Raw genomic sequence first — 13127 nt, 5'->3', positions numbered from 1 at the left:
CCGCCGATGTTTCTTCCGTCACCGCCAAGGTGGATTGGGAAGCATCCGCTGTCTCATTCATGGATGTTTCAATCTGCTTTGTCAGTTCCTTAATTTGAGCGACTGTCTTCTTCGACTCTTCCGACAGCTTTCTGATTTCTTCGGCCACCACGCCGAATCCCATGCCCGCGTCGCCTACGCGGGCAGCTTCAATCGCCGCATTCAATCCCAGCATTTTTGTTTCATCGGCTATGTCTTTAATGAAAACCATCACTTCATTAATCTTATCCAGATGTCCTTTTACATTCTCAATTTCCTCATGTAAATGACCTTGATTGGTGCTGGCGTCATTAGTCGCCGTAGTAATCTGCTGTACCGCGGCCGCAACTCCCGTCAATCCCTCGTCGAGATTGTGAGACAATTCCTTTAAATCAGTAGCCAATTTCCGGGGTATGCCGATGTTAAACGTTCCAACCACTTCACCGGTTGCATCATCCAGCAACGGAACACCAATGGCCCTGACCGGGAACCCGAAAACAGACGCATCAATCTCTATCGTAACTTGTTTTTTCTGTTTCAAAGCCTCTGCCTGGCTGCTGCCGTCACGAATTGGCTCGCCAACTTGTATCTCGGGTATATCAAATTTAGGAGATCCCTGCCGCTTGACAAATTTTCCTTTATCAGCAATAGCTATAATACCGCCTTCCGGCAGCGAATCGGTAATAATAGGGGCAAATGCCTCGAAGGCCTGAACAATTTTATGTTCACGAGGAGTACCTATTACCCACGCTCCGATAATTTCACTATCGGGATCGTCCCAAATAGGTCCACCAATGGCGCATACCCGCTTGCCATAAGTCTCCCGCGGTATTTCAAACATCATCGGCCGACGTGCCTGAATAACCTTGGCGGCCAAACCATCTTTGCTAAATTGGTTACCCACATCAAGACCGGACAGGTCAAATCTTTCAGTATGCTTGTAAGTCACCTCCGTCAAATCAGTTGTAAAAAAGACTGCTCCCTCCTCGAACGAGCAACCGATAATCTGAATAAACGATTTAACAAACTCCAATTCTTTTGTATGGACATGTAAATCTTTAATACCCATTCTGTTCATTCCCTTCTAATTAATTTTTATATGCTTATGCCAAAACGACCTACCCTCTTCTTTCATCCCCTTCTTTCGCTACAGGACTTACCCTTGAAAATGTAACGTTCTTGGCGGCTCTTCACCCCGTTACAGCCAAATATTTCATGATTAGCTGATAAATCATTGCAATTAGTGTCTACTGAATGAAGAAAGTCATATTCAGCTATCGATTCCGTAAAATGCCAATCAAGATCATCTTCTTAGGCAAATAGACAAAGAAATAAGCATTCTGTGTTATAAAAAATCTTTTATGAATAAAAATTTATCCACTAGCATCGGGTCAAATTGAATACCGCTGCTTTCTACTATCATTTTTGCTGCCTGCACTTTTGGTAGTGCCTTTCGATAGCATCGGTCAGAAATTAATGCTTCATAGACATCGGAAATCGTTAATACTCGGGAAATAAAGGGAATATCTACTCCCGACGTTCCTATTGGATACCCAGTTCCGTTAAAAAATTCATGATGATACAATATATCATCAGCAATATGCTGGAATCCGCTGATATTGCCTAGTATTTGATAGCCATAAAGCGAATGTTCTTTTATGATTTTATATTCCTGGGGCGTTAGTTTACTTGGTTTGTCTAAGATAGATTTTGGTATCATTATTTTCCCAATATCATGGAGCAATGCCGCATTAGCAATTTCATGTTTTGTTTGTATGGATAAATTAAGACCGTCTGTCAGCATTCCAGCAATCTTTTTAACATTGCTGGAATGATAAGCTATTTCAGGATCATAGTTTAAGATCAACTTATATAGCTTTTCTACAGTCAGTTGAGTATGCCAAGGTATTTCGCTGGTTTTAATTATCATATTTACCTCGATATGGCAATGTAACACAGTCACATTGTGTTACATTGCAGAGCATATGGTAATTTTTGTTTCAAAATTAAGGTGGAGCATTCCGTTAATTTAGATAATATGGATCGTAATTCCATGGATAATCGGCCCTAATCAAGTAATTTTTACATGAAATTCCTTGATTTTTTAAAAATTAGGGAGGAATGTGTCATATTTAAGCGTATTTTATATTATATTGGATAAAAATTTTATAGTAACACAATGTGATTGTGTTACTATTCTCAAGTATTTTGTCTTTAATTTTTTCCCACTTTTCAATTTACGAAATTTATTAGACTTTATCAAAAAAGCCATACTGCTTACTTGAATGACTTTCGAATGATGAAAATGGCACTTTACGCTTTGCGTAAAGTGCCATTTTTAAATGAGAAAGGCAAAAAATATCCGAAAGTCGTATAAAAGGCCGAATTCTTTGTATTCAAGGAGGTGTGTGTGATCCCGGCAGATTTAAAGTGACTTTCTATGTGTGCTCTCCAAAACAATCAAGTTCTTTTGATTTATATTTCCCAATATCAACCCTAGCATTATAACTGCTGCACTGACCGTAATTCCAATAAACAAGGGATCTATCGGTAAATGAAATACCGTAGCAGCAGCAATCGAAGCCGCGGTACTTAAAATCATGGAAGCTACGGCCCACTTTTTCGTTAATCTCCCCGGCGTAAATATCGCTATGCTAAGCGGCAGGAAAACTCCTCCGCCACGCAAAGCCATGGACATATAATTCCAAAACAAAACCTGGGAGTCTAAATTCAAAAGAGCAATCAAGGAAGCTATGATCATTACGACCAGTATGGTAAAACGATTAATCCAAAGTAGAGTTTTACTTGTTTTGATCTGCAGCAATTCAGCGCAGATGTCCTTGGAGATCATAGTGCCAATGCCTAAAGCCAGACCGCCAATGGAGCCAATTATGGACAGCAATATCCCCCCTAAGCCAATTCCCCCGAGCCAAGCCGGCTGATATTGCAGCAAATAACTTGGTAAAACTAAAATGGGTAGAATTTCCGGATGGGCGGCATGCATAAACATCCCAATTGCGATTGACGGCAGACCTACCGGTATCACAACAACTGCGGCGGCAAAAGCTCCCGCTGCGGCAGTACGAGAATCAGACGCTGAAAAAACAGCTTGAATATACGTTTGTGTGCAGATAATACCGACAATCAGTGAAAAAAGATTGCCTAAACCTGCCCCAACGCCCTGACCGAAGAGGCTAAACCAGGGAAAATCGGGAAAAGCCATCGGAAAATCCGGCATATCCCGCAAAGCAAAAAATGCGGTTACTCCAGCTATCAATAAGGTAATCCAAATAATGATCATCTTTAATATTCCGGATACACCGGCACCCTTTATACCACCAAAAAAAACATAAGCGTTAACAAGTATAATCAGAATAAATGCTGCGGGCCAAGGCTGAATGTTGAATATTGCTGCGAGAATCTGTATCCCCGGTAAGCAGCTTGCCACTGCGCTAAGCAGAATGCCAATGGACGAAATTATGCTAGCAAGCGGTCCTGCCGTTTTCCCGTAGTTGAGAACAAGATACTGCGGAATTGTTTCTAAGCAGGTATTACGAAGCGGACGAGCATAAAAAATTCCCATAATGATAAAGCCTATACCTGACCCCAAGGTAAACCACCAAGCAGAAAGCCCCATGGAATATGCCATTTGGGCAGTTCCCACAGTGGCCCCTCCACCTATCACCGTTCCGGCAATGCCACCTGCAACGAGGGCTGCTCCTGACGAGCGTCCTCCCAAGCTGTATCCTTCAGCCGACTTTATCGTTCGTGACGAATAGATGCCGCCCCCAATCACTACCATTATCGTTATAAGCAAACTTGCCAGATGTCCAAAACTCAGTTCCACTGCGATTCCTCCAATTTGACTTACTACTCATCTTTCAGTAAGATTATAGCAAAGAACTTTATATATTAAAAATATCTATTTCGACCACTATATATATGATTATTGAATATGTATTCAGGGAGGTCGCCCTCTATGGATCTACGCCAGCTCAAATATTTTTTGACAGTCGTCGAAGAAGGTCTAATAACGAAGGCAGCAAAACGGTTGAACATGACTCAACCACCGCTCAGTCAGCAGCTTATACTATTAGAAAAAGAATTAGGCACTCAATTATTTGATAGAGGCAAACCACGCATCCAGTTAACAGAAACAGGAAACATCTTGCAGCGTCGAGCTGTGCAAATAATGGAATTAATAAAAACAACGGTAAATGAATTACAGGAAGCTACAGACGGCATCAGCGGCAGATTAACAATCGGAACCATCACCTCATCCGGCGGATCTCTTTTACCAACTCATATTCAAGAATTTCATAAGCATTATCCTAAAGTGACCTTTCTCTTACATCAAGGAGAAACCATGAAAATCTTGGAATTGCTAAAAGTCGGTATTATCGAGATTGGCTTTGTTCGCTTTCCATTTGACTGCGAACTGTATGATTATCTTGTTTTACCGAAAGAATCAATGGTTGCTGCGGCAAATAGCAATATACTACACCCTCAAACTGAACCTATACAATTGTGTCGATTAATGGATCAGCCTTTATTAGTACACCAGCGGCATGTATCCATGGTTACAGAACACTGTCGTGAAAATGGATTCGAGCCAACAATCCTTTGCGCTAGCGATGATATTACCCCCCTGCTGATTTGGGCCAATTTAGGAATCGGCATAGCAATCGTTCCTGAATCAGCAACCAATCTATTTAGCGGCTCTTCTTTAGGTTTTTATAAAATAACACCGGATTCCATCAAAACAACAAGCGCAATCATCTGGTCAAAAAATCGCCCGCTTTCCGGTGCTGCATCCCATTTTATCGCATTATTTAAATAATGCAGTCTGTAGTAAACTCTCCCTACCAATCTATCGCCCCCTTCGGGGCAAACTAAGAAACGGCTATTTGTCCATTACTAGACAAATAGCCAAAACCAGTATTTCCCGTATTTAACTTGCGAAATGCAAGTAGCAAAAGTAAAAACGACATCCCCCGGACGATTTCGTCCAGTGGATGCCCTGAAAGCTAGCAGCTTCGATAAATCGTCTGATCAATCCGCTAAGCTATCCATCTAATTTGGTTTATCGTTTATAAAACAGTAACGTTGCAACAAACATCAACACAATTCCAGCCATTCTGTAGCCACTAAAATGTATGACAGGGCTTCCAAATAGCCCAAAATGGTCACTAATCATTCCTAGTACGAGCTGCCCCATAATTCCGGCAATAATAGCTGATGCTGCTCCAATCTTTGGTACGGATAAGACCATAATAAACATATACATAGCACCTAATACACCGACAAACAATTTCCATTTTGTCACATTTGCAGCCATTAAAATATTTCCATGCCCAAAAAGCAGCGTAATACATAGCAGCATAACAGCGCCAACCGTATACCCAATTAAAGAGGTTTCAAAAGTGCCGATTTTTTGCCCCAATTCGCCATTTACACTAGCCTGAAAAGCAAGTCCTACACCACCAAAAAAGCTTATGAGTAAATATATCCAATTCACTTATATCCCTCAACCTTCAGCTGTACCTATACAAATGTCTTAGTCGACATAGTAATTATACCATGAGATAAAAAAAAATGTTTATTATTGCTAATTTATTCTAAATAACGTATTACAATCAACATTATGCTATAATTAAATAATCCAAAGGAAAGGAGAAAACTGGATGATATGAAACATTTTTCTGATATATTTTTCTGGTCCGCCATTATCTTGTGGTTATTTATTCGTCCTTGGCCTTACGGCGATACATTACACACAATAGCCGACATTACTTTAAGTTTAGCAGCACTAGCTACACTTCTCCAATATTGGCACAAGTATAAGGCTAAAAGTCGGTAATAACTATCCAAGCTTAGCTCCCCTAACCGGAGCTTTTATTTTACACAAAAATAGACCGCCAATCCTGCCGGCCTTTTCATATTCTTCTCACATTATCAAACATCATTTTCCCTGAGAGTGTTTTTTTTATTTTTGGCTAAACTAATATCAGGGGGTGACACATGTGGAAAAAAGTAATGACCAAGCAAAAAAGTTTGATCGTAAAACACATGTTATTTCGCAATTAGCTGGAAAAGATACACCGTCCGATATTAAAAAAGCCATTTATCCGGAGCCAACCGAAAAAAATCGCAGGTAATATTTTCTCCAAATAAGGTCAGTGTCGTTGCTGGCCTTGTTCTTTTATTTCTGGCCTCCTTTTTGCATAACAATCTCTCGCATGTTTGCGATTACCGCTTCCGTTCCCTAGCGGGAATCATTTACTTAAAAGCCAATTCGTGGGCCTGCTTTTGTGTTTCATATGCATAATATATGCATAATCCAAATAAATTTGATAACAATATAATTATAGTTATCGGGTAGCCAAATTGGTAAGGCACGGGATTTTGATTCCCGCAATTGCTGGTTCGAGTCCAGCCCCGATAGCCATTCCCTAAACAAGGCCTCCCACTATGCCGGCCTTATTTTTGTTTGAGGCGCTATTCCTTCGCTACTGGCTGTTCAAACTGCAGCCCGGCGGTTTGAATCAGTTCTTTGACCATCCAATCAATTCTTCCGATGCGCAAAAAAACTGAAGCCAAACGAATCACCCACATATTCCTCATAAATTCCGTACAAACTAAGATCATGGTGTATTATCAAAAAATCCCAGGCATATTTGCAGATCTTCAGCATAGAATAAATATTGTGGTGTATTTTTATGCTGAAGGGAGGTATGCTATGAAACGATTTGTAAATGGTATGTTTTCAAGCATCCCCGATGCCGAATTAGCCATTAATAACATGGCGATTGAAACTGATCAAGCGGTTAATACGACTGAAAGCACTCCCGCCGCCAAAGATTCCGGGCTGCCAGAATTAGATGAACCACAAAGTTAATTTTTATATAGCGCAGCCGGTATATTCCGGCTGCGCTATTCTGAGCGGGTTATTTTCTTCCAATTTCCGCAGGCTTATTGAATCAAATCTACTCAACTTTTATTGCACTGACGGGACATTGCATTTCAGCGTCTTTTGCATTCACAATAATATCATCTGTAATTTCCCTAGCTAATGCCTTGGCTTTTCCGTCGTCATCCATTGCAAAAATTTCCGGACAGATTCCCGGACACAATCCACAACCTATACAAGTATCCTTGTCAACAAAACCTTTCATACCCTTTTCCTTCTTCCTGCATTTATTTTATTGCGCCTTTAACGCATTCGCTCCAAGAATGGCTTCCAGATCTTTCTCAGGCGTTGAGATAACTTTAACCTTAAATTTCTCAACCAGAACCTGCAGCACATTAGGCGAGAAAAATGCCGGCAGACTTGGACCAATATAGATGTTGCGAATATCGAGAAATAGCAGTGTGAGCAGTATCGCGACAGCTTTCTGTTCATACCAGGACAACACCAGGGTAAGCGGCAGCTCATTCACACCGCGCTGGAACGCATCGGCTAAGGCCACCGCAATGCGTACGGCGGAAAAAGAGTCATTACACTGCCCTACATCAAGGAGACGGGGAAAACCGGCTAATGTGCCAAAATCTTTGTAATTAAACCGGTATTTGCCGCAGGCTAACGTTAACATCAACGTATTATGGGGAGTCTTATCAGCAAAGTCAGTATAATAGCTTCTGCCCGGGCGGGCACCGTCACAACCGCCAATGAGGAAGAAGTGCTTTATTTCCCCTGCTTTTACCGCAGCTACAATCTCAGCCGCATGACTAAGAACTGCATGATGCCCAAACCCGACAGTGATCTTTCGTTCAGGTTCGTCCTCTTTGAATCCACCCAACTCCAATGCCTTGTTGATAATTGGGGTAAAATCCTTGCGTCCATTGTGTTCCTCAATATACGGCATATCAGCAAAGCCGACAATGCTCGTTGCGAAAATTCGATCACGATAACTAGCACGAGGCGACATTAGACAGTTCGTCGTCATGAGAATGCAGCCTGGCAGATTATCAAATTCCTTTTGCTGGTTTTGCCATGCAGTACCAAAATTACCAATGAGATGTTTATGCTTTTTCAGTTCAGGATAACCATGCCCGGGGATCATCTCGCCGTGGGTATAAATGTTAACGCCCTTACCCTCTGTCTGTTCTAGTAGCTGCTTAAGATCTTTCATGTCATGCCCGGAGATGACGATGAACGGTCCGGCTTTTTTGGATATGAGTATTTCTGTCGGTTCCGGATTGCCATAAGCCACTGTATTGGCAGCATCGAGCATTTCCATACATTTTAAGTTGGTCTTGCCTAGCTCCATGCATAGACCCAGCCATTCGGGGACACCCAACGATTGATCTAATGCAGCGGCCAGCCCCTTGAAGAAAAAATTGCCCACTTCTTCATCCTTTTTCCCGAGTATTAAGGCGTGATGGGCATAAGCAGCCATGCCTTTAAAGCCATAAATTAACGTTTGCTGCAATGACCGGATATCCATATCCATTGTTTCGTCAGCCATAATGCCGAACCGCGGAGCATCGCGTAACATTTCTTCCTTGGTAGATGGAGCCATATACTCTGCTTCCCGGGGGGCGGACTTTGCCATAGCGCCCAGCTGCTCTTTAAGTTGAGACTTAATCTTATTGGCTTGCTGTATGTACTGCACAAACCGTTCTGGATCAAAATTTACATTTGTAAGAGTAGAAAACATAGTATCCATAACGAACTTATAGGTAGGAGTGTCAATCTTTCCACCATCTTTTATAACTTGCCAGCCATAGTAGCCAATTCCTTTTAACGAGTGAATGAGAACATCTTGCAGTGCGGCAACTTCAGGAGTTTTACCGCATACGCCCATCTTTACACAGCCTTTTCCCCCTGCGGTCTGCTCACACTGATAACAAAACATAGCATTTTGCATATTGTACATAATCCCCCTTAATATGCGATTTAATACTATTATGCAACTGCCGAATAATACTATTCAGAATCTCCCTTTCCCAGCAGTACCACATCCAAATTTACAGCTACGCCCCTCATTCTCCTCCAATGATCCGCTTTACAAAGCATAGGTTTCAGCCGCCTGATTGGCGAGATCAATTTCAAAATTATGCCATGAACATTTTTATATCAGCTTCAACATTACTAATACCGCCAATACCAAATGAATCTACGAGAACCTTAACTACATTAGGTGAAAGGAATCCTGGTAGCGTCGGTCCAAGGTGAATGTTTTTCACACCAAGATATAGCAGAGCTAAAAGAACAATGACGGCTTTTTGCTCATACCAGGCGATATTGTAGGATATAGGCAGCTTATTTACATCATCCAGGCCAAATACCTCTTTAAGCTTCAAAGCAATAATGGCTAACGAATAAGAGTCGTTACATTGACCGGCATCCAACACGCGTGGAATACCGCCGATATCCCCAAGCGGCAGTTTGTTATAACGATACTTGGCACACCCGGCAGTCAGAATAACAGTATCCTTCGGCAGCATTTTTGCAAATTCAGTATAGTAATCTCTGCTCTTCATACGGCCATCGCAGCCGGCCATAACAAAAAAGTGCTTGATGACACCGTTCTTCACAGCATCCACCACCTTATCAGCCAGAGCTGCTACCTGGTTGTGAGCGAACCCTCCTACTATCTCCCCTCGTTCTATTTCCTGAGGTGGCGGGCATTTTTTAGCATAAGCAATGATGGATGAAAAATCTTTTGGTTTGCCAGCTACCCGCTCGTCAATGTGTTTTACCCCTTCAAAGCCTACTACACCGGTCACATACACACGGTCTTTGTAGCTGGCCTTCGGCGGCACCAGGCAATTAGTGGTCATTAGGATTGGTCCATTGAAGGTTTCAAATTCTTTATCTTGTAACCACCAGGCATTACCATAATTACCGACAAAATTGTCATACTTCTTAAAGGCCGGGTAATAATGAGCAGGCAGCATCTCGCCATGTGTATATACATCAACGCCAGTCCCCTGAGTTTGTTCCAGCAGTTCTTCCAGATCTTTCAGATCATGGCCGCTAATGAGGATAGCCGGATTATTTTTCACCCCAATATTAACTTTGCTAATCTCTGGGTTGCCATAGGTGCTGGTATTGGCTTTATCAAGCAAAGCCATAACGTCAACACCATATTTGCCGCATTTCATCACCAAAGCGACCAATTCATCAGCACTTAATTTATCGTCGGTAGTAGCAACTAGCGCTTTTTGCATAAAAGCAAAAATGACATCGTCCTTATAGCCTAATGTAAAAGCGTGTTCAGCATAAGCAGCCATTCCTTTTACACCATAAATAAGCAATTCACGCAATGAGCGGACATCTTCGTTTTCAGTCGCCAAAATTCCAACTAAAGCAGCCTTTTTTTCAAAATCTGCCGCATTATCAGCAAACCACAGAGCGCTGTCATGAGTAACCTCTGCCGCTATGCCCGCTTTTTCCAAATCAGTTTTGACTTCTGCTCGTAATGACAATGCCTGCTTAATAAGAGCTACAAAGTGTTCTTTATCAAAGTTAGCATTAGTAATAGTGACAAATAATCCTTCCATAATAAACTTGTCGGCAACTGTTGTGGCAATTCCAGCCTGACGAGCTTTCAGTGCATATGCCGAAATTCCTTTAAGAGTATAAATTAACAAGTCCTGAAGATTAGCAACATCAGCCGTTTTCCCACATACACCGCGTACGGTGCATCCAGTACCTTTAGCCGTTTCTTGACATTGGTAACAAAACATTGACATCTTTTTCTCCTCCTTTTATGTATAAGCATTATTAAAACTATTTGATATAATTCTAGCAAAAAATTCATCTGTTGAATGTGACCTACATCACAACATCGTTGCAACCTGCCAGCCGTTATACCCCGCAGTTTCTGGCATATGGCTGCTTACTTCATGACCTCCGGCACTGACATTGGAACCGTCGCAAGTAAATTAAATCACGCAAATACACTACCGCGACTACTGCCATATATGCTCATCTCCTCAACACAGCCGAAACCCGATAAGATAAAAACTTTGTTCAGAAGACTCTCTAAAAGGAAAACAGAAAAAAGCAAGGCAGCTAAAAAGTCCCTTGCTTAAAAATTTTACCGCTATGGCCTTAAGCAAACCAAAATTTAACATAATAACTCTATTTATCTTTAATCTATTTCACATAACAACTCATCGTTGAATATATTAAATTGGGTAGCAAATTGCATACCTAACCTCCTCAGCAGGCCCAGCCGTTGCTCACCCGGCTGGGTTTATCATTATCAGACACCCACGGCTGCAGAATGGTTATGACTTCTATATCGTTCACGCCTTCCCCAAAGGTTCTAATGCTATTAGTTGCACATATGGCAGCAGCGCATAGTGACTATTAATTATGATGATCCACCAATTTTAGCTCTTTGTTTTGCTTCCCTTGGACATGGGAAGCACCTTACAGGGATAAGCAGGGATAAACCTCTTCGGTGGCCTTATTTTTGTCTAAACAAACACACATTAAAATTCATTAACATAATATAAAATAAATCAATACAAAGCGAGGGATTATTATGAAAATTAGTGGAAGAAATCAAATACCCGGAATCGTACGAAGTATTGATTTGGGAGATGTTGTATCTAGCGTTGTTATAGAATATGAGGGAGGTTTAATTACGTCGGTCATAACAACATCCTCAGTAAAAGATCTACGATTACATCCTGGAACTTGTGTCTATGCTTTAATTAAGTCAACTGATGTAATGATTGGTCGAGAATAAAACATCTCGTTGGTTAACTCTATATTTGATCAACACGGCGGGAGAATTCATCCGCGTTGTCAAGTAAGTCTATGATCATTTCTGCACTACTTTAAGCTGCTGCTCCAAACACTTATTCTCTTGGTGTCATGGCTGTCTGCCCCTCCAGAATTTTTGACTTTTTGTATATCGAATTTATGTAAACCACATATGATTTCAGGTGTGATATAATGGGGTTGTTTCCGATGATTCAGGAAACAATCTCCTTTTCTTGTGGGACCACTTTGGTGGTCCCTTTTAATTTTTCATTATCAAATTGCGCCAGGAGCACTTTCCGCCCTTCTTACCAAATTTCATTCAGTCAATCATCTCACATTATTAAACATTGAATATATTACTTCTGAAGAGGTGATCGCCGTGAGCTTTTTTAATTTAAATGGATTTATAATGTCCGCACTAGGAGCTTTAATTGGTCTTTTACTTATAGCCATTCTTAATGACAACGACAAAGAGAATGTACTTGGAAATTTCATTGTTGGCATTGGCTGTATTTTACTTATTGATGCTTCTCAACAGGAAAATCAAAATAAAACCAAGGAACTAAACCTAGCCGATGAAGTTAGTAAGCTAAAAAAGAAACTGGCTGAATTAGAATTAAAAATTAAATAACGCGTTTGATCCCTCCAGCACCTTCATCACTCGCACCCCCTGAACGCCTTCAATGCCATATCCCCCAATCCCATATATTTTTCCACCTATTGCGTTGCATCTTGGCTGATACAACGTAACCTAGGAAACTGCAGATTTATGTCGAACCAGTTACCAGTAATCATTATGATGAGGTGATATATATGGAATACATTTGCCCTAAATGTAACACTGTACTGCCAATTCCAGATAATCTATTTGAAGAAACTGAATCAAAACTTCATTGCCATAAGTGCGGGAATATTATTATCTCAACTGATGCAGATTCATTTGATAGCGAAGAGATAGCAGAAATTATTCATCAGTTGTTACGAAGTGACGACCTTAATTGAGGCACACCCCTCTTACATAAATCCCGAACTCCGGGTCATACTAACGATGTGTTAACCTTCTCCTTTGCTTCTGAACAAGGTCAGAGTAGCTGCCGGCCTTGTTCTTTTATTAACCAGTGGAGAAGATATTAGTTATGTGTCCGAGTGCCTTGGAATTTTTTATTTTTTGTTCGGTTATGGACACAACTTTGGACACATATTTACATAATAAAAAGCACATCATCGGCTTAAAGCCTTGATGTGCCTGTGTTTTACTGGTGACCCACCACGGAATCGAACCGTGAACCTACTGATTAAGAGTCAGTTGCTCTGCCAGTTGAGCTAGTGAGTCAAAAAAATGGCTGGGGCGGCTGGACTCGAACCAACGCATGCGGGAGTCAGA

At 41.2% G+C, this 13127-nt stretch carries 11 protein-coding genes and 2 tRNA genes; 5 read left to right on the top strand and 8 right to left on the bottom strand.

What is annotated here, in order from left to right:
- From ABFC84_09390 to ABFC84_09380, 3 genes are all read right to left on the bottom strand, one after another.
- A partial coding sequence (locus tag ABFC84_09390; GenBank protein MEN6412956.1) for a methyl-accepting chemotaxis protein occupies positions 1-1087 on the bottom strand: 1087 nt, incomplete at its 3' end.
- Between the two features lie 276 nt (positions 1088-1363).
- Positions 1364-1948: an HD domain-containing phosphohydrolase gene (locus ABFC84_09385; protein MEN6412955.1), complete on the bottom strand. Its 585-nt coding sequence runs from the start codon at positions 1946-1948 to the stop codon at positions 1364-1366.
- A gap of 495 nt (positions 1949-2443) precedes the next feature.
- Positions 2444-3865: a sodium:solute symporter family protein gene (locus tag ABFC84_09380; GenBank protein ID MEN6412954.1), complete on the bottom strand. Its 1422-nt coding sequence runs from the start codon at positions 3863-3865 to the stop codon at positions 2444-2446.
- A gap of 132 nt (positions 3866-3997) precedes the next feature.
- Between ABFC84_09380 and ABFC84_09375 the strand changes: the two genes are divergently transcribed.
- Positions 3998-4858: a LysR family transcriptional regulator gene (locus ABFC84_09375; protein MEN6412953.1), complete on the top strand. Its 861-nt coding sequence runs from the start codon at positions 3998-4000 to the stop codon at positions 4856-4858.
- A 243-nt stretch (positions 4859-5101) separates the two neighbouring features.
- Here the strand turns inward: ABFC84_09375 and ABFC84_09370 are convergent, their stop codons facing one another.
- A complete protein-coding gene (locus ABFC84_09370; GenBank protein ID MEN6412952.1) occupies positions 5102-5536 on the bottom strand; it encodes a DMT family transporter in 435 nt (144 codons plus the stop codon).
- A gap of 505 nt (positions 5537-6041) precedes the next feature.
- Between ABFC84_09370 and ABFC84_09365 the strand changes: the two genes are divergently transcribed.
- The 3 genes from ABFC84_09365 (at position 6042) to ABFC84_09355 (ending at position 6916) form a co-directional block, all read left to right on the top strand.
- A complete protein-coding gene (locus ABFC84_09365) occupies positions 6042-6176 on the top strand; it encodes a hypothetical protein (GenBank protein MEN6412951.1) in 135 nt (44 codons plus the stop codon).
- 214 nt (positions 6177-6390) lie between these two features.
- Positions 6391-6466: transfer RNA gene (locus tag ABFC84_09360), tRNA-Gln, on the top strand.
- A gap of 291 nt (positions 6467-6757) precedes the next feature.
- Complete coding sequence (locus tag ABFC84_09355; GenBank protein MEN6412950.1) at positions 6758-6916, top strand: hypothetical protein; 159 nt, start codon at positions 6758-6760, stop codon at positions 6914-6916.
- An 88-nt stretch (positions 6917-7004) separates the two neighbouring features.
- Here the strand turns inward: ABFC84_09355 and ABFC84_09350 are convergent, their stop codons facing one another.
- From ABFC84_09350 to hcp (ABFC84_09340), 3 genes are all read right to left on the bottom strand, one after another.
- A complete protein-coding gene (locus tag ABFC84_09350) occupies positions 7005-7193 on the bottom strand; it encodes a ferredoxin (protein MEN6412949.1) in 189 nt (62 codons plus the stop codon).
- A 27-nt stretch (positions 7194-7220) separates the two neighbouring features.
- The gene (hcp, locus tag ABFC84_09345; protein ID MEN6412948.1) at positions 7221-8888 is read right to left on the bottom strand and encodes a hydroxylamine reductase; all 1668 of its coding nucleotides are present in this window, start codon (positions 8886-8888) and stop codon (positions 7221-7223) included.
- Positions 8889-9075: 187 nt separating this feature from the next.
- Positions 9076-10719 (bottom strand): hydroxylamine reductase, encoded by a 1644-nt coding sequence (hcp, locus tag ABFC84_09340; GenBank protein MEN6412947.1) that lies wholly within the window; start codon positions 10717-10719, stop codon positions 9076-9078.
- Positions 10720-11978: 1259 nt separating this feature from the next.
- Here hcp (ABFC84_09340) and ABFC84_09335 point away from each other — a divergent pair.
- Positions 11979-12374 carry a hypothetical protein gene (locus tag ABFC84_09335; GenBank protein ID MEN6412946.1) on the top strand — a complete coding sequence of 132 codons (396 nt, stop codon included), beginning with the start codon at positions 11979-11981 and terminating at the stop codon, positions 12372-12374.
- 626 nt (positions 12375-13000) lie between these two features.
- On the opposite strand, the gene ABFC84_09330 is transcribed toward ABFC84_09335, so the two are convergent.
- Positions 13001-13076: transfer RNA gene (locus ABFC84_09330), tRNA-Lys, on the bottom strand.
- Between the last annotated feature and the right edge of the window lie 51 nt (positions 13077-13127).

Source organism: Veillonellales bacterium, assembly GCA_039680175.1.
GTDB lineage: Bacteria > Bacillota > Negativicutes > JAAYSF01 > JAAYSF01 > JBDKTO01.
Note: the sequence above shows the minus strand (reverse complement) of the source record. Positions and strands in the feature narration are given on the sequence as shown.